This is a genomic window from Paraburkholderia atlantica, from assembly GCF_009362785.1.
GTDB lineage: Bacteria > Pseudomonadota > Gammaproteobacteria > Burkholderiales > Burkholderiaceae > Paraburkholderia > Paraburkholderia atlantica.
On the sequence record NZ_WHNQ01000025.1, the window covers coordinates 59,703 to 80,118 of the forward strand.

A 20,416-nucleotide genomic window follows, 5' to 3' on the forward strand; every position below is an offset into this window, starting at 1 on the left:
GTGCAATCGAGCCGGCCATCGGTCAAATGAATGCCGACGCACAACCCGATCGCAACTATTTCGAACCTACATCAAATCAAGCAGCCTTCTGCCCAATCTCGTGATTCGCGAGCACTTCGAGTGCGCGCACCATCGCCGAGTGGTCCCACGCCTTGCCGCCGTGTGCGACACACGCGTTGAACAGTGCCTGGCAGGTGGCGGTGTTCGGCAGCGACACGCCGAGCGCCTGCGCGGTCGACAGCGCGAGGTTCAGATCCTTCTGGTGCAGCTCGATGCGGAAGCCGGGATCGAACGTGCGCTTGGTCATGCGCTCGCCGTGCACTTCGAGAATACGCGACGACGCGAAGCCGCCCATCAGCGCCTCACGCACGCGCGCCGGATCGACACCCGCCTTCGACGCGAGCAGCAGCGCTTCGCCGACCGCCTCGATGGTCGCCGCGACGATCACCTGGTTGGCGACCTTGCACACCTGACCCGCGCCGACCGCGCCGATCAGCGTGACGTTCTTGCCCATCATGTCGAACATGGGCTTCACGCTGTCGAACGTGGCCTGTTCGCCGCCGACCATGATGGTCAGCGAGCCGGCCTTCGCACCGACTTCGCCGCCCGACACCGGCGCGTCGAGGTAGTCGGCGCCGGTTTCGCGCACGCGCGCCGCGAAGTCGCGGGTCGCCATCGGCGAGATCGAGCTCATGTCGACCACGGTCTGGCCGGCGCGCAGCGCGCTCGCGAGGCCGTTCTCGCCGAACAGCACGCGCTCGACGTCCGGCGTGTCCGGCACCATGATGAAGATCACGTCCGCGTTGGCGGCGACCGCGGCGGGGTTGTCGCATGCGACGGCGCCGGCCTGCGTCAGTTCGGCGGGCACGCCGCTACGCGTGAACGCTGCGAGCGACACGCCGTTTTTCAGAAGATTGGCGGCCATGGGCTTGCCCATGATGCCGAGTCCGATAAAGCCTGCTTTTTTCATGGAATGCTCCGAAGATGTCGTGGCGGCCGCGTTCAAGCTTCGCCCGCCGGTTTCTGCATGAAGTGTTTCTGCGCCGCCTGCGCGGCGCCCTTGAGCAGCCCGAGATCCGCGCAGACGGCGACGACGCGCGCGCCCATCGACAGATAACGTTCCGCGTCGGCCTGCACCGGCGCGAGAATGCCGCTCGACTTGCCGGCCGCCTGCGCGCGCTCGAACACATGCGCGATCGCCTGCTGCACGTCCGGATGGCTCGCATTGCCGAGGTGGCCATACGATGCCGCGAGGTCGGACGGACCGATGAACACCGCGTCGATGCCGTCCACCGCGAGGATGCTGTCGATCGCCTCGACCGCCTTGCGGCTTTCGATCTGCGGGATCACGCAGATGTTGTCGTTGGCGATCGCGAAGTAGTCGGGCACTGTGCCATAGCGGTTGCCGCGATGGCCGACCGACACGCCGCGGATGCCGTGTGGCGGATAGCGCGTTGCCGCGACCGCGCGGGTGGCGTCGTCGGCGCTGTCGACGAACGGCACCAGGAAGTTCGAGAAGCCGCTGTCGAGGAATCGTTTGATCACGACGCTGTCGTTAGCCGGTGGTCGGACGACCGGCGCGCTGCCGCTGTCCTTGAGCGCCATCAGTTGGGGGATCAGCGTGAGCACGTCGTTGGGCGCGTGTTCGGCGTCCAGCAGCATCCAGTCGAAGCCGACCGTGCCCAGCAGTTCGGTGGCGATCGGGCTGGCAAGCGACGCCCAGCAGCCGATCTGGGTTTTTCCCTCGCGCACCGCGCGCCGGAAGCGGTTGGGCAAGGACTCGTAAGGCGTGACGGCGGGCATGCGGTGTCTCCTCGAACTACGATGGATCGGGAAAAAAGCTCTGGCGACCGCGACAAACCACGCAGAACGCGAGGTTATAAGTCGTCGTATGACTAACGGCAGATTAGCACTGCGCCCCTCGGTTGTAACCGTCGTGTAAACCCGAATCACCCTGTCCGACAAGCGTTTCGGGTTGCATGGAACCCCCGCAATGTTGTAGGATGACCTATATCTGAAGCCTTCATTCAAGGAAAGCCAAAATGCCCATTACCGGTGAAATGCTGATCGGTCGCAAAGCAGTGCGCGGCGAAGAAAAACCGCTGCGCGCGTTCAATCCTGCCACGGGGTCCGAGATTGCCGAGCCGGTGTTCGGCAGCGGCACCGTCGAGAACGTCGAGCAGGCCTGCGTGCTCGCGCAACAGGCGTTCGACGCCTACCGTCAACTGCCGCTCGCAGTGCGCGCCGAGTTTCTGGATCGTATCGCGGACGGCATCACCGCGCTCGGCGACGAGCTGATCGAACGCGCGATGGCTGAATCGGGCCTGCCGAAGGCCCGTCTGGAAGGCGAGCGCGGCCGTACCACCGGCCAGCTGAAACTGTTCGCGCAAACCGTGCGCGCGGGCCAGTGGCTCAACGCGACGCTCGATTCGCCGCTGCCGGATCGCAAGCCGTTGCCGCGTTCGGATCTGCGCATGCAAAAGATCGCGCTCGGCCCGGTCGCCGTGTTCGGCGCGAGCAACTTCCCGCTCGCGTTCTCGGTGGCGGGTGGCGACACCGCCGCGGCGCTGGCCGCGGGCTGCCCGGTCGTCGTGAAGGCGCACCGCGCGCACCTCGGCACCTCGGAGCTGGTCGGTCGCGTGATCCAGCGCGTCGCGCAGGAAATGGATCTGCCCGAAGGCGTGTTTTCGATGATCGTCGGCGCGGGCAACTCGGTCGGCGAGGCGCTGGTGGCGCACCCGGCCATCAAGGCGGTCGGCTTCACCGGTTCGCGCGCGGGCGGCACGTCGCTGATGCGCGTCGCGGCGGCACGTCCGGAGCCGATCCCCGTCTACGCAGAAATGAGCAGCATCAACCCGGTGTTCCTGCTGCCGAACGCTCTGACGGCACGCGGCGACAGCATCGCGCGCGGTTTCGTCGACTCGCTCGTGCTCGGCGCTGGCCAGTTCTGCACGAACCCGGGCCTCGCCATCGCGATCGACAGTGACGCGCTGAAGGGCTTCGTCGCGACCGCATCGGAAGCGCTCGCTGCCAAACCGGCGCAGACGATGCTGACCTCGGGCATCCACGCCGCGTATGAAGACGGCGAAGGCAAGCTGGCCGCAACCAAGGGCGTCGAAGTCGTGGCACGCGGCGTCGCCGCTACCGGCCCCACCCAGGCTTGCGCGGCGCTGTTCGTGACCGACGCGCAGACGTTCCTCGCGAACGCGGCGCTCGAAGACGAAGTGTTCGGCCCGGTGTCGACGATCATCCGCTGCAAGGACGAGCAGGAAATGCTGAAAGTCGCCGAGCACTTCGCCGGCCAACTGACCGCGACGCTGCAAATGGACAGCGCCGACGTGGCGACAGCGAAGAAGCTGGTGCCGATTCTCGAGCGCAAGGCCGGCCGCATTCTGGTCAACGGCTTCCCGACCGGCGTCGAAGTGTGTCACGCGATGGTCCACGGCGGCCCGTTCCCGGCGACGTCGGACAGCCGCGCGACCTCGGTCGGCACCACGTCGATCGACCGCTTCCTGCGCCCGGTCTGCTACCAGGACTTCCCGGCCGAGCTGCTGCCGCAAACGCTGGCCGACGGCAACCCGCTGGAACTGTGGCGTCGTCGCGATGGCGAACTCACGCGCGCTTAGTCGCGTGACGCCGTCCTGAACGGATGCGCGCCCGGTGCCGATATCGGCGCGGGCGCGCAGCGAAGGGAAGAGCGCAAGCAGGCAATCGCAGGATAAAAAAATGGCCGGGAATTTCCCGGCCATTTTTTTCGCCCGCGTGCTTCGTGAAAATCAGCTATTCGCGTCGCTCGCTTCATTCGCGCGACGCAGCCGCTCGCGGCTATTCGACAGATGCATGCGCATCGCCGCGCGCGCGCCTTCGGCGTCGTGCCGGCTGATCGCCTCGAGAATACTTTCATGCTCGAGGTTCACGAGCGACAGATACGCATCAGGATCGGCGCGCGCGATGCCGGCCGAGTCGAGCCGGTTGCGCGGAATCAGTGCGCTGCCCATCTGCGACAGGATGTCGACGAAATAGCGGTTGCCGGTTGCACGCGCGACCGAGATGTGGAACTGCAGATCGGCCTCCACGCTGTCGAGCCCGTTGTGACGCGTGGCCTCGATCGCGTCGAGTGCGGTACGCATGTGCGCGAGGTCGTCCGGTTTCGCGCGTTGCGCGGCAAGACCGGCACATTCGGTTTCGAGGCTGATGCGCAGCTCCAAGATGGACAGCACGTCGCGCAGCGTGGTGGCGGGCACCATGTCGATGCCGAGCTTTTCGCGCTGCGGCTCGAGCACGAAGCTGCCGATACCGTGCCGCGTCTCGATGATTTTGCCTGCCTGCAGGCGCGAGATTGCTTCGCGGATCACCGTGCGGCTCACGCTGAGCGTGTTCATCAGCTGCGATTCGGTCGGGAGTTTGTCGCCCGGCTTCAGCACGTTGGCCGCGATCTGCTCGGTGACGTAATTGACGACGAACTCGGCAAGATTGCGAGCGCGTCGTGGCGGTGCCGCGGATGCTAGTGGTGTAGCCATCGAAAACGCTCCTTGTCTGAAAAATCGCTGGGAATCCTGCATTTTTATTATATCGACGTCTGACGACTGATTATATAAGCGCCGGTTCGATTTCGGCGCGAATGTCACATATATCGGAGGACGCCTGAAGTTTGGCGCCCCGACGCGCATGGGATCGCGCGAGGCGCCGGGCGGCCGCCGGCCGGAAGTACGATAACCGGAACGATAACCGAGCCTATAACGGGCTCACGCCGCGCGCAACTCGACCCGCCGGATGTCCTTGACGATCACCAGATAGCTGATCACCGTCATCAGAGCATTCGCGCCGACGAACACCAGCGCGCCATTGAACGAGCCCGAACGCGCGACCAGATAACCGATGACGATCGGCGTCACGATGCCGGCGATGTTGCCGAACATATTGAAGATCGCGCCGGACAGACCGAGCGCTTCCTTCGGCGCCGTATCGGCGACAACCGCCCAGCCGAGCGCACCGATGCCCTTGCCGAAGAACGCGAGTGACATCAGCGCGACGACGATCCAGTCGGTCGACACGTAGTTGCAGCCGATGATGCAGGTCGACAGCAGCATGCCGCCGACGATCGGCACCTTGCGCGCCACGGTCAGCGACCAGCCGCGGCGGATCAACCCGTCCGACAGCACGCCGCCGAGCACTCCGCCGAGAAAACCGCAGATCGCCGGCAGCGAGGCCACGAGGCCCGCCTTCAGGATCGTCATCCCACGCGCCTGCACGAGGTAGATCGGAAACCACGTCAGGAAGAAGTAGGTCAGCACGTTGATGCAGTACTGCGCGAGATAGACGCCGAGCAGCATGCGGTTGCCGAGCAACTGACGCACGAGCGTCCAGCCGCCGCTCTTCGATACGTCGTCCGGACGCGCCTTGCGCGCACCGCTGACGAGGCCGCCGCCTTGCTCGATGTACTCGAGTTCGGCGCGCGACACGCCCGGGTGGTCGGCGGGATTCTTCATGACCTTCAGCCACGTCAGCGCGAGCAGTAGCCCGACCACGCCCATCACGACGTAGACCGTCTCCCAGCCGAACGCATGCGTGAGCCACGCCATCAGCGGCGTGAACACGACCGCGGCGAAGTATTGCGCGGCGTTGAAGATCGCCGATGCGGTGCCGCGCTCGTTGGTCGGGAACCAGCTCGCGACCACCTTCGCGTTCGCCGGAAACGCCGGCGACTCGGCCGCGCCCATCACGAAGCGCAGCACGAACAGCGCCGTGATCGCCGCACCGGCGCTGCCGAGCAGGCCGACCGAGCTCTGCAGCAGCGTGAACAGCGACCACAGGAAGATGCTCGCCGCGTACACGCGGCGCGCGCCGAAACGGTCGAGCAGCCAGCCGGCCGGCAGTTGCGACAGCACGTAGGCCCAGCTGAATGCGGAAAAGATATAGCCCATGCGGATCGCGTCGAGGCTGAACGCGGTGCGCATCGCGGAACCGGTGACGGACAGGGTCGCGCGGTCGGCATAGTTGAGGGTGGTGATCACGAAGATCAGCGCCAGAATCCCGTAGCGGACCTTGGTGCGTGCCGCGCTAGAGGCGGCGTCGGTAGAACTGGCCGTGCGGCTCAAGTCCATGGGTCATCTCCTATATGGTTGGGCGAGGTGCGGTCTCTATGCCGGGCGATCCGCGGACCACCTGCCTGTCGCGCAAATGCACGAACGCCCGGCGACGTTGCCGTGCCGGGCGTTCGCAACGGGGCCGTCTATGCGGCCCTCGTCGATGAGGCTTGCGAGCTTCTTCGCTCGAAGCCCCGACGCCGGTGCCTTACTGCGGTCCGAGCTTCTTGATCAGCGCGTCGAGCTGTTCCAGTTCTTCGGGAGTCAGGTCCGTCAGCGGTGCGCGCACCGGACCTGCGTCGTGGCCGACCAGCTTCGCGCCAGCCTTGACGATGCTGACCGCGTAGCCTGCGCGGCGGTTGCGGATCTTCAGGTACGGCAGGAAGAATTCGTCGATCAGCTTGCCGGTCGTTGCGTGGTCGTCAGCGGCGATCGCGCGGTAGAAGTCCATCGCGGTCTTCGGAATGAAGTTGAACACCGCCGACGAGTACACCGGCACGCCCAGCGCCTTGTACGCTGCTGCGTAGACTTCCGCGGTCGGCAGGCCGCCGAGGTACGAGAAGCGGTCGCCGAGGCGGCGGCGGATCGTCACCATGTTTTCGATCTCGCCCACGCCGTCCTTGAAGCCGATCAGGTTCGGGCAACGGTCGGCCAGACGCTCGAGCATGTCGGCGTTGAGCTTCGAGTTCGCGCGGTTGTAAATGATCACGCCCATGCCCGGAACGGCCTTGCAGACCTCTTCGGCGTGCGCGGCGATACCGTCCTGGCTCGCTTCGGTCAGGTAGTGCGGCATCAGCAGGATGCCGTGCGCGCCGAGGCGCTGCGCTTCCTTCGCGTAGGCGATCGCGACGCGGGTCGGGCCGCCTGCGCCGGCGAGGATCGGTACCTTGCCCTTGCAGACTTCGACGGCGGTCTTAACGACTTGCGTGTAGTCGTCTTGCGTCAGCGAGAAGAATTCGCCCGTGCCGCCGGCGACGAACAGCGCCGAAGCGCCGTACGGAGCGAGCCATTCGAGGCGCTCTGCGTAAGTGTTGGCGCGGAAATCGCCTTTAGCGTCGAAGTCGGTGACGGGGAAGGACAGGAGGCCTTCCGAAACGATCTGCTTGAGTTCCTGCGGTGTCGTCATGATCTAAATATCCAGGCGTCGGATGGGGTCGTTAGTAGGATCCAACTAGTACAACGGACGTCGTACTAGTAGAAAATCTTGGAATCAGATTTCTTATACGTCATCGTACAACAATGAATCCGGTAACTCAACGGGGTTTTCACGGCATAATGCTGCCTATAGGGTAAATACGGAACGGCCAGGCAAACTTTAGCGTTGTAGGATGACGTATGATTGCTGGCGAAGCAGGCCTATCACGCCTCAAGGATCGATCAATGGAACAAACTCCGCTCTACATCCGCGTTCATCCCAATGACAATGTCGCGATCGTCGTCAACGACGGCGGCTTGGGCGAGGGCGCGGTATTCGCCGATGGACTCAGGCTGCGCGAGCGCGTGCCGCAGGGCCACAAGGTCGCACTGGCCGATCTCGCCGAGGGCGACGAAGTCATCCGCTATAACGTCGTGATCGGTTATGCGCTGAAGCCGCTGCCGAAGGGCAGCTGGATCAACGAGCACGTGATCCGCATGCCGAGCCCGCCGGGACTCGAAGACCTGCCGATCGCCACCACCAGGGCGCCGGACATGCCGCCGCTCGAAGGCTACACGTTCGAGGGCTACCGTAACTCGGACGGCTCGGTGGGCACGCGCAACATCCTCGCGATCACGACCACCGTGCAGTGCGTCGCCGACGTCGTGCAACACGCCGTGACGCGCATCAAGGCCGAACTGCTGCCGAAATATCCGAATGTCGACGACGTCGTCAGCCTCGGCCACACCTACGGCTGCGGCGTCGCGATCGACGCCCCCGACGCGATGGTGCCGATCCGCACCGTGCGCAACATCGCGCTGAACCCGAACTTCGGCGGCGAAGTGATGATGGTGAGCCTCGGCTGCGAGAAGCTGCAGCCCGAACGTCTGATGCCGCCGGGCACGATTCCGATCGCCGCGGCAGCGGTGGTCGACGACGTCGCCGACATCGGCGATGTCGCGCTGGACCAGAACGGCGATGTCGTGGTGCTGCAGGACGAATCGCACGTCGGCTTCCAGTCGATGATCACGTCGATCATGAGGATGGCCGAAGGGCATCTGAAGCGCCTGAACAACCGCCGTCGCGAAACCTGTCCAGCGTCGGATCTGGTGATCGGCGTGCAGTGCGGCGGCAGCGACGCGTTCTCGGGCCTGACCGCGAACCCGGCCGTCGGCTTCGCGACCGACCTGCTGGTGCGCGCCGGCGCGACCGTGATGTTCTCGGAAGTCACCGAAGTGCGCGACGGCGTCGATCAGCTGACCGCGCGCGCGGCCAACGCGGACGTTGCGGCGGCGATCATCCGCGAGATGCAGTGGTACGACGATTACCTGAAGCGCGGCGGTGCGGACCGCAGCGCGAACACGACGCCCGGCAACAAGAAGGGCGGCCTGTCGAACATCGTCGAAAAGGCGATGGGCTCGATCATCAAGTCGGGCAACTCGGCGATCTCCGGCGTGCTGTCGCCGGGTGAGAAGGTCAATCAGAAGGGCCTGATCTACGCGGCAACGCCGGCCAGCGACTTCATCTGCGGCACGCTGCAGGTCGCTTCGGGCATCACGCTGCACGTGTTCACGACCGGCCGCGGCACGCCGTACAGCCTCGCCGAAGTGCCGGTCATCAAGGTGGCGACGCGTTCGGACCTCGCGCGTCGCTGGCATGATCTGATGGACATCAACGCCGGCACGATCGCGACCGGCGACTCCAGCATCGAGGAGGTGGGCTGGGAACTGTTCCGCCTGATGCTCGATGTCGCGAGCGGCCGCAAGGAAACCTGCGCGGAGAAGCTCGGCCTGCACAATGCGTTGACGCTGTTCAACCCGGCGCCGGTGACCTGATCAGGCAATCCGCACCATCCAATCTCAGGCGAGCGCAGGTCCAACCGGCGCTCGCTTTTCCGTTCAGAAGACCCAATCGCAATCACAACAGCAAAGAGACATGACCGATTTGAACGTTGACCGCTCCGCGGCAAAAAAACCCTTCCGCCGTCTGCTGCTCACCGGCGCCGCCGGCAATCTCGGCAAGCAACTGCGTCCCGCGCTCGCGCAATGGGCCGACATCGTGCGCGTGTCCGATATCGCGCCGCTCGGCGAAGTCGCCGCGCACGAGGAAGCAGCCGTCGTCGATCTCGCCGACGGAGCGGCCGTGCACGCGCTGCTCGAAGGCGTGGACGCGGTGGTGCATCTCGGCGGCATTTCCGTCGAAGCGCCGTTCGAAGACATCCTCGAAGCGAATATCCGCGGCCTGTACAACGTGTACTCGTCGGCGCAGAAGCACGGCGTGAAGCGCATCGTCTACGCGAGCTCGAATCACGCGGTGGGTTTCCATCCGGTGACGTCGGTTCTCGGCACCGACGCGCCGCTGCGTCCGGACGGTATGTACGGCGTGTCGAAGTGCTTCGGCGAATCGCTGTCGCGCTACTACTTCGACCGCTTCGGCCTCGAAACCGTGTGTCTGCGTATCGGCTCGTCGTTCGAGCAGCCGAAGACCGCGCGCATGCTCGTCACGTATCTGAGCTACCGCGACTTCATCGAGCTCGTGCGCTGCTCGCTGTTCACGAACCGCGTCGGCCACGCGATCGTCTACGGCGTGTCGAACAACCGCACCGCGTGGGTCGACAACACGAACGCGGCGTTCCTCGGCTATCGTCCGCAAGACAGCTCGGCGCAGTTCGAGCACCTGTTCCCGCCGAGCGCCCCCGACACGCGCTTCGACGACCCGACCCAGCTGTACCAGGGCGGCCCGTTCGTGCTCGCCGGTCCGATGGAGCCGAAGCGGGAGCCGAAATAATGAGTGCGAATCCGCAAGTGGAACGCTTCGAAGCGGCTGGTCCGTTGCCCGCTGCGACCGGTGAAAGCCCGGTCTGGCGCGCGGCCGAGCAGGCGCTGTACTGGGTCGACATTCCGGCCAGGAAGATCGTGCGCGGCTCGCTCGAAACCGGCAGGCGCACCGAATGGCTTCTGCCGGAGCAAGTCGCCTGTATCGCGTTCGATCACGCCGGCACGGTGCTCGCCGGCTGCGAGACCGGCTTGTTCGCGGTCACGCTCGCGGACGCGTCGAATGCGTCGGGCGGCGAGCCGCTGACAGCATCGCTGCGCAAGCTCGCGGCGCCTGAATTTCCGCACGTCGGCATGCGTTTCAACGACGGTCGTTGCGATAGGCAAGGGCGCTTCTGGGCCGGCACGATGGTGATGGACATGGCGGCGGCGATCCCGGGCGGCGCGCTGTACCGCTTCGACGAGAAGGGCGTGCTGTCGGCGCCGGTCGTCGATTCGCTGATCACGCAGAACGGCCTCGGCTGGTCGCCGGACGGCACGACGATGTATCTGTCGGACTCGCATCCGCTGCGCCGGCTGATCTGGGCGTTCGACTACGACGTCGAAACCGGCGAGCCGCGCAATCGCCGTGTGTTCGCCGATCTGCATCACTATTCGGGCCGTCCGGACGGCGCGGCGGTCGATGCCGACGGCTGCTACTGGATCTGCGCGAACGACGCCGGTTTGCTGCTGCGTTTTACGCCGCAGGGCAAGCTCGACCGGCAGATTCCGGTGCCGGCCATCAAGCCTGCGATGTGCGCGTTCGGCGGCCGCGATCTCGATACGCTGTTCGTCACGTCGATTCGCCCGGCCACCGGCGCGAGCGAGCACGACGGCCACGTGTTCGCGCTGCGGCCAGGCGTGAGCGGGCTGCCTGAGCCCGAATTCGCGGGCCAACTGTAATCTTGCTTACATGAGACATGCGCCGGGACGAAGTTTTTCTCCCGGCGTTTCCATTTTCGGGGTCATTCGTGTGGCCCTTTATTCGTCACTCGTCATACAACATTTGACGGGAAGACCATGTTCCCGCATCTTTGTTCGGCAAAAATACAACAATTCCGAAGACCCATGCCAATTCGCTCTCATTCGGCGCCAGACGGCGCGGGGCTTGGCGGCGTGCGATGCCGGTCATAGGTGCCGGCGCTTTTCTTGATGCGGGTAAATACCGTCTGTACAAGTTAAAACCCCTTTTATAGACTTCGTATGTCGTCGTACAACATATAAGTCCAAACAAACGGCTTTCTATGTTTGTATGACATGCAATTCGGTAGGTTTCAGGTCAGTTGTGCGGCAGCGGTCGATGCCGCATGCATGCCCGAAGCCGGCCGGCGTGATTGAAGTAAGTAGTCGAGTTGTCGACTGGAGTGCTGGGTCAACTGTGCCGGGGACGTTGCACAGCCAGTACGGCCAGCGCCCGCACCTGCGAAGGCAGCGAGCGCGAAGCCGGAGACGCGTCAAAACCATGTCACATCCGCTGTTGATGGGATGGTCCATTTTTCAAGGAATGTCACGATGAACAAGAAGTTTGCCTCTTCCCGTGTTTCGATGATCGTTGCAGCCGCGGCGTTGGCGTTCAGCACGATGTCGGCTGAAGCACGCGTGTTTCGCGTTGCCGATGTGCACGGCGACACCTTCCCGACCAACATGGCCGTGAAGTACATGGGCGAGCAGATCAGTAAGGCGACCGACGGCAAGGACACCGTGAAGGTCTTCGGCAACAGCGCGCTCGGCTCGGAAAACGACACGATCGACCAGGTTCGTATCGGTGCGCTCGACATGACGCGCGCCAACGGTGCTGCGTTCAACGAAATCGTGCCGGAATCGATGATCCCGTCGCTGCCGTTCCTGTTTCGCGACGTCGAACATTTCCGCAAGGTCATGTACGGTCCGGAAGGCCAGAAAATCCTCGACGCGTTCACCGCGAAGGGCATGATCGCGCTGACGTTCTACGAGAGCGGCGCACGCTCGATGTACGCGAAGAAGGCGATCAAGTCGCCGGCTGACATGAAGGGCCTGAAGGTTCGCGTGCAGCCGTCCGACCTGATGGTCGACGAAATCAAGGCAATGGGCGGCACGCCGACCCCGATGCCGTTCTCGGAAGTCTATACGGGCCTGAAGACCGGCCTCGTCGACGGCGCCGAAAACAACATTCCGTCGTACGAAGAAACCAAGCACTTCGAAGTCGCTCAGGTCTACTCGGAAACCCAGCATTCGATGACGCCGGAAGTGCTGGTGTTCTCGAAGAAGGTGTGGGACACGCTGTCGCCGCAAGAGCAGCAGATCATCAAAAAGGCCGCGGCTGACTCCGTGCCGTACTACCAGAAGCTGTGGACCGCGCGTGAAGCCGACGCGCAGAAGACCGTCACGAAGGGCGGCGCAACGGTGGTCGCGGCTTCGCAGATCGACCGTGCGGCTTTCGTGAAGGTGATGCAGCCTGTGTGGACGAAGTACGAAAAAACCCCGCAGATGAAGCAGATCGTCGACGAGATCCAGGCAATCAAGTAAGTCCCGCGTCCCGGACGCAATCAGCAATCGCAACGTTTGTCGCAGCAGCGGCGTGAATGGTCCCGCGAGGAAACTCGCGAGACCTTCCGCCGCGCGATTTCGCACGCGCGTGCGGATCGCGTCGCATCGGGATGGCTGAATTTCAAGCACAGGTCGGACGTAAGCAAGGACAGGGTCATGAGTTTCCTGAAACGCCCAAATGATTTTCTTTTTCGCGTGCTGCTGGTCGCGGCGTCGTTTAGCCTCGCCTCACTTTGCCTGCTCGTGATTTATAGCGTGGTGATGCGCTACGTGTTTAGCGACGCACCCGATTACGTTGAGCCCATCGCATTGTTGCTGGTGATCCTGATCGCGATGTTCGGCGCCGCGCTGAAGGTTCGCGAGGGAGGTCACATCGGACTCGACTCGCTCGTCAAAAAATTGCCGGAAAAAGGCCAACTGATCGCGAAAGGGATTCAGCATGTTTGCCTGATTGCTTTCGCGGTGGCCATTTTCATCGGTTGCTTCGAGATGGCGGAAACCACGATGGGCGACCGCATTCCGATCATCGGCGTGCCGGAAGGCGTGCGCTACTGCATCCCGATCTTCGCGAGCGTGTGCATCGCGTTGTTCTCGATCGAGCATCTGCTCGAGCTCTTTGCCGGGAAACGGGAAGAGCCGGCGCTCGAACTCTCCGTCACGGAATAAAAGCAGAGCCATCATGGAACTTGCCCTCCTCACCGTCAGTTTTCTAGTTTTCCTCTTTCTAGGTGTTCCGGTTTCATTCGCGCTGGGCCTGTCCTGCGTCCTGACGTATCTGTTCGAAGGTCTGCCGACCGCGACCGCGATGCAGGCGATGATCTCGGGCATGAACGGTTTCTCGTTTCTCGCGGTGCCGTTCTTCATCTTCTCCGGCGAGCTGATGCTCCACGGCGGCATCGCTGACCGCATCCTGCGTTTCGCGCAGGCCACGGTCGGCCATTTCCGCGGTGGCCTCGGCATGGCCAACGTGGTCGCCTGTACGCTGTTCGGCGGCGTATCGGGTTCGCCGACCGCGGATACGTCGGCAATGGGTGGCGTCGTGATCCCGCTGATGAAGCGCGAAGGTTATAGCGCCGCATACGCGGTCAACGTGACCACGCACTCGTCGCTCGCTGGCGCGCTGATGCCGACCTCGACCAACATGATCATCTACGCGTTCGCGGCACAAGGCGTGAGCGGCGTGCTGAACGGCAAGCAGATGAGCGGCGTGTCGATCGGCGATCTGCTGTTCTCGGGTCTGTTGCCGGTGCTGTGGGTGATGGGCCTCGTGCTGATCGCCGCTTACTGGCAGGCCGTCAAGTTCGGCTATCCGCGCCGTCCCGACGGCTCGACCCAACTGCAGCGTTTCCCGGGCTGGATGGCGGTGCTGCGTACGTTCATCGGCGCGGTGCCGGGTCTGATGGTCATCGCGATCATTCTGTTCTGCGTGGCGCGCGGTATCGCCACTGCAACAGAGGCGGCCGCGATCGCCGTGGCTTATTCGCTGATATTGACCATCGTCGTGTATCGCACGCTGACGCTGAAAAAGCTCGGCCATGCGCTCGGCAAGGCCGCGAAAACGACCGGCGTGGTGCTGCTGCTGATCGGTGTGTCGAACATGCTGCGCTTCCAGATGGCCTATCTGGAGATCCCGGACGCGATCGAGCGCATGCTCGACGGCGCGACCTCGCTGCCGTGGCTGATGTTGTTGTACATCAACGTGATTCAGGTGTTCCTCGGTACGTTCGTCGACATGGCGGCGCACATCCTGATCACGACCCCGCTGTTCCTGCCGATGGCAATGCACAACGGCGTGGGCCCCGTTCAGTTCGGCATCATGATCCTGCTGAACTGCGCATTGGGTCTCGTGCATCCGCCGATTGGCTCGGTGCAGTTCATTGGTTGCGCAATTGGCAATGTGTCGATAGGGGAAACTACTAAGGTGGCGTGGCCGTATTACCTCGCTATCTTCTCGGCGATCAATATTGTCACCTACGTACCGTGGTTCTCGACTTGGTTGCCAAGCGTCATCAACGGTCATCCGGTGTTCTGATCCAAATAAAACGTCTTACCCACACTCTGCGGCGCTTCCATAGGCTGCATCAAAAAGTTTTTAACAGAGGAGTAGAAATGAAAAAGACTCTCGTAGCTTCGGCAGTGGCGTTGGTCGCGCTGGGTGCACACGCGCAAAGCAGCGTGACGCTTTACGGTATTGTCGATACGGGCCTGGGCTGGCAGAACAGCTCGACGACGCTGAGCGCGCTGGGCTCGTCGAAGCCGTCGGCCGGTGGTCGCTCGGTGGTCAAAATGATTAACGGCATTTGGGCTGGCAGCCGTTTCGGCCTGAAGGGCTCGGAAGATCTGGGTGGCGGCACCAAGGCCATTTTCCAGTTGGAACAAGGCTTTAACAGCGCAAACGGCGCGGAAAGCGTGTCGGGTCTGATGTTCAATCGTCAGGCATGGGTCGGTATGACGAACGCGAAGTTCGGTACGCTGACGGCTGGCCGCCAGTACACCTCGTACTACACGATGCTCTCGCCGTACAGCCCGACCACGTGGCTGACCGGTGCATACGGCGCGCACCCGGGCGATATCGACTCGTTGGATACGGTGTACCGTGCGAACAACTCGCTGGTCTACACGTCGCCGAACTTCGGCGGTCTGACGGTCAGCGGTTCGTACTCGATCGGCGGCACGCCGGGCAGCTTCAGCGCCGGCCAGACCTGGAGCGTGGCAGCACAGTACCTGAACGGCCCGGTCGGTATCGCTGCAGGTATCCAGCGCATCGACAACGGCAACGCGAACGGCGGCGCATGGGGTGCGAACTCCACGCTGATCAACAGCACCACCAGCCCGGCAGCTCCGGCTAACTCGGCTATCAACAACGGCTTCCAGACTGCAGCGAAGCAGCAGCGCATCGCAGTGACGGGCGGCTACGCGTTCAACTCGGCGTGGGACGTTTCGTTCGCATACTCGAACGTTCAGTACGCAGCTGGTACGGGTTCGTTCTTCCACGACACCCAGATCTGGAATACGGGCGGCGCAGTGCTGCACTGGAAGCCGATCTCGGTGCTGGACCTGGCCGCTGGCTACAGCTACACCCGTGCAACGTCGTCGAACGGCATCTCGAACACGGCTAGCTACAACCAGTTCAACCTGTCCCAGTACTACACGCTGTCGAAGCGCACCGGTCTGTACGCGCTGGAAGCCTATCAGCGTGCTAACGGCCAGACGCTGGCAGGCGACGGCAAGACGATCATCAACGCACAAGCAAGCATCGGTGACGGTCAGAACGGTGCCCCGGCGTCGTCGCGCAGCCAGGTCGCTGTCGGCGTTGGTATCATCCACAAGTTCTAAACAGTTACTGAACACGTGGCGGCACGTTGTTTTGCCGCCACACCAACGCAATTTTTTTCGCGTTGTAAGCCTCGAAAGCTGCGCACTTCACGTGCGCAGCTTTTTTTTTCGATGCTCATTTTTATGCATCGAAGCGCCGGTCTCGCCAGCGCTGTCCGGGGTCGGTCAGGCCTCCGACCACAAACGCCCACCCGTTGCCCAGTTTTCGCGCTTCACGTCGGTCAGGATGATGTCGACCGAATTCGGCTCGACGCCGAGCGACTCGCAGGTGGCTTTCTTGATCGCTTCGACGAACTGGCGTTTCTGTTCCAGCGTACGGCCTTCGAAGAGTTCGATATGAAACGTGGGCATGACGTTGCTCCGTGGGGTTGAGAGTTGGGACTGGCTCGGGCATTCAGGTGCGATAGCCGCGATCGAGTCGATCGAGCTTGCGCAGCAGAGCGGGCCATTCGAGCGCGCCTTCGATCGCGCCGCCATCGTAGAGCTGCTCCGCCGTGCGCGCGGCGACCGCGTTGGTCGGGACGACCAGCGGCGCGCCGCAGGTTTGCGCCTGAATCTGGATTTCACACGCTTTCAGCAGTGTCGCCATCAGCACATAAGCTTCGGCAACCGTGCGTCCGAGCGTCAGCGTGCCGTGATTGCGCAATAGCATCGCGGGGTGATCGGCGAGATGCGCGACGAGGCGCTCGCCTTCGGCCGGCGTGAACGCGAGGCCTTCGTAGTCGTGATATGCAAGCTGGCCGTAAAAGCGCAGCGCGTGCTGCGACGCCGGCAGCAATCCTTCCGGCTGCGCGGACACGGCCACGCCCGCGGTGTTATGCAGATGCATCACATATGCTGCGCCATCATGCGCGCGCATAAGGGCCACTATTGACGCGGAATCCTCGGAGAGTGGAACGAGCTTCACCGTGCAACTTCCGCGCTTTCCGTGGAATTCGCAGTGACCTGTACGGCGTTCCGGCTCGACCCGCGACTGGAATGGCGGTCGTCAGGAAAGCGGACTTACGTCTCGTGCCTGACCAGCGTCGGCAATGGGTTTGCGTGTCGCCCTTGGCTGCGCCGCAGATCGACGAGGGGCGATCGGCAAAAGTCGGCCATCAACGGCCTTTGGAACCGACTAGTGAACGTCGCCTTTGGTGCGATGAGCAGACATGCAACAGGCGACCGCTAGAAATGCGGTACGCTACCCACGACGAACTCCGCAGGGGCGCGCGTGGCCACACAAGAGACAACAGATCTGAATTTCCCTCGCCGCAGTCGCCCCGCGACTTTCGGTGGCGGTGCCATCATCGGGGCGCTTGGCGGCTTGATTGGCTTGGGCGGTGCAGAGTTTCGCCTTCCACTTCTTATCGGCGCGTTTCAGTTCAGCGCCCTGGAGGCGGTAATACTTAACAAGACGATGAGTCTCGTCGTGGTTTCTTCTGCGCTTCCTTTCCGCACACATGCGGTGGCGTGGGGCGAAGTGATAGGACACTGGCCGGTGATCGTGAACCTGCTGGCTGGGAGCCTGTGGGGTGCATGGCAGGGGTCTAGCTGGGCCACGCAAGCTCACCCACGAACGTTGTATCGGGTCCTGGCCGTGCTGCTAATAGCGATTGCGGGCATCTTGCTCTTCGGCCATGGCGCTAACCATCATGGCGCACCTGTAGTTACGGGACTCTTGCAGATGGCGCTGGGCGTAATTGCGGGCCTTGGCATCGGCGCGGTCGCTGCGCTGATGGGTGTTGCCGGTGGGGAGTTGCTGATTCCAACCCTGGTGCTGCTATTTGGTGTTGATATCAAACTTGCTGGGAGTCTTAGTCTTGCTGTGAGCTTGCCGACAATGCTCACAGGGTTTGCGCGCTACAGCCAGGATCGCAGCTTTGTTGTTCTCAGGGAAAATTGGGCATTTGTGGTCCTTATGGCTGTCGGGTCAATCGTAGGTGCGTTCGTCGGTGCAAGACTGGTCGGGATCGTCTCCAGCGCCTTTCTGCTACCAATCCTGTCTGCGATCCTTGCCATTTCTGCGATAAAGGTCTGGCGGCACCGCTGAAGAGCACCGCTCCGCGCCGAGCGTCGCCGAAGGTCGCTTCTGTAGCGACTTGCGGCGGTGGCCGTCGGCCCGGGTTGCTAGCACGATGCGGTTGTCTTGGCGTCGGTGTAGGCGAGTTTCGCTCACGCGAACGCCTTCCAGCAGTTCAACGGGTTTCTGGTAGCACATGGCGCGGCCCTCCGACGTTCAACACGGTCGACCACCACAGACGATTTCCGCGCGAACGTCGCGGCGCACCGGAATACGGTCGAACTGCCGCAAACATAAGCCAGGCAAGGCTTTCAGCGCGTTTTTGGAGTTATTTATAGTCGACACGACAGCACACAGAACGCGTCGTCGCGCGCGGCATGCACGGCCGCGTGCAGCGCGAAGCCGGTGGCATTCACCGGATGTTCGCTGGCACCGACGATATTGCCCGCGATGTCGATCTTCACGAGATTCGACGCGCATACCTCATCGAACGCGAGGCCGAACGGATTGATCAGGAAGTGGCCCGGTTCGCCGGGCACGCTCGCGGAAATGTGCGTGTAGATCAGATCGTCCCAGCCGTTCAGCGCGGCGAGACGATAAGCGGCGGCCAGGTCGATGCGGGTTTGCTGTTCCGCTTCCGACAGCGGGCCGGACTCGGCGATGCGGCCGGCGGGTGAGTGGGCGAACGACATATCTGTCTCCTGTCGGTCAGAGTGAGTGGTTTAGCACCGACTCCGGCGCCATGCGATTGATCGCCAAGGCAAGAAGATTGCTGAATACGAGGCCGCGCGACGCGCGAACCGGCTTGGGATGCTACCGCACAATGACGCGCCGGTGGCGACAGCGCACGACCTCTCCTTACGTCACGCGAGGCGGCGCCTGAGCGACTGGATGCTCCACGTCGCGAGCACGAACGGCGCGGTCATCGTAAGCCAACTGCAATGCAGGGCGACCGCTTGCAACAGCACCGACATCGCGATGCCACCGAGCATCGCCGCATAGCCTGAATCGGCTAGCGCGAGCGCGGTCAGCGCGCCGTTGAAGCCTGACAGACCGGCGTCGAATGAAGCAAGGCTCGCGCCGAGCAACAGCTGTGCAGCGCTCGCTAGTGTCGCGCCGCCCAGCGCATAGAGCGCGTGTTTGCGCGAGGCGGCGGCAATCCCGAGCAGCATCAGCACGCCCGCTGGCGCGCCCGACGCGAAGCCGGTCTGCGCAACGCCCGCGAGCACGCCGCTGACGAACCGCATCGCGTCCAGCGGCCGAGCGGCATAGGGACCTGCTGACAATGAACGGCTCGCGATCAGCGGCAACCATAGCCAGGTGACGATCAGGCACGGACTCGACAGATAGCCGAGCCCACGCACGCGCAACCAGTGCGACCACGGTCGCAGCAGCCATGCGGTGGCCGTCGCGGCAAGAATCGCAACGGCCGACGCGCGCGCCGGATCGCTGATGAAGCTGTACGCGGCGAGGCCCGCCAGCGCGCCGTTGAAGCCGAGCAGGCCAGCGTGCAGGTCGGCGTCGGCCGAACCGGCGAGCATCGCGCTGACGTTGGCCGCGATCGCGCCGATCAGCGCGGCGCCCAAGAGACGCGGCTCGCTGAGCAGCCACGCGCCGAGCATGCACGCGCCGGTCGCGGCGTTCGGTTGCAACACGATCTGGCCGAAGCTGCGCAGCAGCGTGCGCAGCGGGGCGCTGAGCGAGGAAGAGGGCGGATCGGTCGCGGCGGTGTGCATCGGCGGCGGGTTCGGAGTCACGACAAACCGCGAGCATAGTCGAGCGCCAAACCCTCAGGCATCTCGGCCGTTGATACTGGCTATTTGCCGGCCGTAAGCGCCTGGGTTCGGATTGACTCGCGCGCGGACTTTCGCGCTACGATGAAAGGCCGGCGCGCCCACCGCGCCGTTTCGCGAGGAGACGCCGATGCGTGAATTACGATGGGCCTCGGAAGAGGGCGACGGCATCGAACATCTGGTGTTCGATGCGCGCGACGACGGCTTTGCCGTGGAAAGCGTCGTGGTCGGGCAGCGCTATGGCAAGGCGTACGGGCTGCATTACGCGGTGCGCTGCGACGCGCGCTGGCGCACGCGCTATGCGCACCTGAAGATCGTCGGCGGCGGCGAGCTGGAATTGCATGGCGATGGCGAAGGCCACTGGCACGACGGGCACGGCCTCGCGCTGAGTGCGATCGAGGGCTGTATCGACATCGATATTGCCGCGACGCCATACACCAATACGTTGCCGATCCGCCGCCTGCAACTGGCCGAAGGCGAACGTCAACCGATCGAAGTCGCGTACATCTCGACGCCGGACTTGCAGGTTACGCGCGCCGAGCAGGCATACACGTGCATCGAATTGAATGGTGAGTACCGCTATGAAGGCATTTTTCGCGAGTTCACCGCCAATCTGCGCGTGGATAGCGATGGCCTGGTGATCGACTATCCGACCTTGTTCGCGCGTTTGCCACGCGCGCGTTAGGTTTTGCGTTCGATGTCGCGGTTGTCATGCCGCGCCGTGC

The 20,416-nt window shown here is 63.4% G+C and carries 17 protein-coding genes and 2 pseudogenes; 10 read left to right on the plus strand and 9 right to left on the minus strand.

What is annotated here, in order from left to right:
- Nucleotides 1-76: 76 nt before the first annotated feature.
- A complete protein-coding gene (locus GCT19_RS28875; protein WP_227749346.1) occupies nucleotides 77-1,006 on the minus strand; it encodes a 2-hydroxy-3-oxopropionate reductase in 930 nt (309 codons plus the stop codon).
- Entirely contained in the window at nucleotides 1,003-1,803 is an 801-nt protein-coding gene (gene garL, locus GCT19_RS28880) for a 2-dehydro-3-deoxyglucarate aldolase (protein ID WP_018433104.1), read from the minus strand. Before garL ends, GCT19_RS28875 begins: the two co-directional genes overlap by 4 nt.
- A 239-nt stretch (nucleotides 1,804-2,042) precedes the next feature.
- Here garL and GCT19_RS28885 point away from each other — a divergent pair, with 239 nt between their 5' ends.
- Entirely contained in the window at nucleotides 2,043-3,626 is a 1,584-nt protein-coding gene (locus tag GCT19_RS28885; RefSeq protein ID WP_152853838.1) for an aldehyde dehydrogenase (NADP(+)), read from the plus strand.
- Nucleotides 3,627-3,776: 150 nt separating this feature from the next.
- Here the strand turns inward: GCT19_RS28885 and GCT19_RS28890 are convergent, their stop codons facing one another.
- The 3 genes from GCT19_RS28890 to kdgD form a co-directional block, all read right to left on the minus strand.
- Nucleotides 3,777-4,520, minus strand: coding sequence for a FadR/GntR family transcriptional regulator (locus tag GCT19_RS28890; RefSeq protein WP_013091513.1), 744 nt, complete (start codon nucleotides 4,518-4,520; stop codon nucleotides 3,777-3,779).
- Between the two features lie 225 nt (nucleotides 4,521-4,745).
- Entirely contained in the window at nucleotides 4,746-6,104 is a 1,359-nt protein-coding gene (locus tag GCT19_RS28895) for an MFS transporter (RefSeq protein WP_018433106.1), read from the minus strand.
- 190 nt (nucleotides 6,105-6,294) lie between these two features.
- On the minus strand, nucleotides 6,295-7,212 hold the full coding sequence (gene kdgD / locus GCT19_RS28900) for a 5-dehydro-4-deoxyglucarate dehydratase (protein ID WP_013091515.1): 918 nt from the start codon (nucleotides 7,210-7,212) through the stop codon (nucleotides 6,295-6,297).
- Between the two features lie 254 nt (nucleotides 7,213-7,466).
- On the opposite strand from kdgD, the gene garD reads away from it, so the two are divergent.
- From garD to GCT19_RS28935, 7 genes are all read left to right on the plus strand, one after another.
- Complete coding sequence (garD, locus tag GCT19_RS28905) at nucleotides 7,467-9,056, plus strand: galactarate dehydratase (protein ID WP_013091516.1); 1,590 nt, start codon at nucleotides 7,467-7,469, stop codon at nucleotides 9,054-9,056.
- A gap of 100 nt (nucleotides 9,057-9,156) precedes the next feature.
- Nucleotides 9,157-10,008 (plus strand): NAD-dependent epimerase/dehydratase family protein, encoded by an 852-nt coding sequence (locus tag GCT19_RS28910; RefSeq protein WP_018433107.1) that lies wholly within the window; start codon nucleotides 9,157-9,159, stop codon nucleotides 10,006-10,008.
- On the plus strand, nucleotides 10,008-10,937 hold the full coding sequence (locus GCT19_RS28915) for an SMP-30/gluconolactonase/LRE family protein (protein WP_018433108.1): 930 nt from the start codon (nucleotides 10,008-10,010) through the stop codon (nucleotides 10,935-10,937). Before GCT19_RS28910 ends, GCT19_RS28915 begins: the two co-directional genes overlap by 1 nt.
- A gap of 609 nt (nucleotides 10,938-11,546) precedes the next feature.
- Nucleotides 11,547-12,539, plus strand: a complete 993-nt coding sequence (locus GCT19_RS28920; protein WP_018433109.1) for a TRAP transporter substrate-binding protein — start codon at nucleotides 11,547-11,549, stop codon at nucleotides 12,537-12,539.
- 177 nt (nucleotides 12,540-12,716) lie between these two features.
- Entirely contained in the window at nucleotides 12,717-13,226 is a 510-nt protein-coding gene (locus GCT19_RS28925) for a TRAP transporter small permease (RefSeq protein ID WP_035490509.1), read from the plus strand.
- A gap of 13 nt (nucleotides 13,227-13,239) precedes the next feature.
- Nucleotides 13,240-14,592: a TRAP transporter large permease gene (locus GCT19_RS28930; RefSeq protein WP_013091521.1), complete on the plus strand. Its 1,353-nt coding sequence runs from the start codon at nucleotides 13,240-13,242 to the stop codon at nucleotides 14,590-14,592.
- A 77-nt stretch (nucleotides 14,593-14,669) separates the two neighbouring features.
- Nucleotides 14,670-15,896, plus strand: coding sequence for a porin (locus GCT19_RS28935; RefSeq protein ID WP_018433111.1), 1,227 nt, complete (start codon nucleotides 14,670-14,672; stop codon nucleotides 15,894-15,896).
- 165 nt (nucleotides 15,897-16,061) lie between these two features.
- Here the strand turns inward: GCT19_RS28935 and GCT19_RS44445 are convergent, their stop codons facing one another.
- Complete coding sequence (locus GCT19_RS44445) at nucleotides 16,062-16,373, minus strand: 4-oxalocrotonate tautomerase (RefSeq protein WP_152853839.1); 312 nt, start codon at nucleotides 16,371-16,373, stop codon at nucleotides 16,062-16,064.
- A pseudogene (locus GCT19_RS28945) lies at nucleotides 16,291-16,797 on the minus strand (class II aldolase/adducin family protein); the annotation flags it as partial. The gene GCT19_RS44445 and the pseudogene GCT19_RS28945, both read right to left, overlap by 83 nt.
- A 312-nt stretch (nucleotides 16,798-17,109) precedes the next feature.
- On the opposite strand from GCT19_RS28945, the gene GCT19_RS28950 reads away from it, so the two are divergent.
- On the plus strand, nucleotides 17,110-17,928 hold the full coding sequence (locus GCT19_RS28950) for a sulfite exporter TauE/SafE family protein (RefSeq protein WP_018433114.1): 819 nt from the start codon (nucleotides 17,110-17,112) through the stop codon (nucleotides 17,926-17,928).
- A 317-nt stretch (nucleotides 17,929-18,245) separates the two neighbouring features.
- Here GCT19_RS28950 and GCT19_RS28955 read toward each other — a convergent pair.
- Nucleotides 18,246-18,590 (minus strand): annotated as a pseudogene (locus GCT19_RS28955) (class II aldolase/adducin family protein); the annotation flags it as partial.
- Nucleotides 18,591-18,761: 171 nt separating this feature from the next.
- Complete coding sequence (locus GCT19_RS28960; RefSeq protein ID WP_152853862.1) at nucleotides 18,762-19,634, minus strand: urea transporter; 873 nt, start codon at nucleotides 19,632-19,634, stop codon at nucleotides 18,762-18,764.
- 187 nt (nucleotides 19,635-19,821) lie between these two features.
- Between GCT19_RS28960 and GCT19_RS28965 the strand changes: the two genes are divergently transcribed.
- On the plus strand, nucleotides 19,822-20,376 hold the full coding sequence (locus GCT19_RS28965; protein WP_152853840.1) for a putative glycolipid-binding domain-containing protein: 555 nt from the start codon (nucleotides 19,822-19,824) through the stop codon (nucleotides 20,374-20,376).
- The last annotated feature ends 40 nt before the right edge of the window (nucleotides 20,377-20,416 follow it).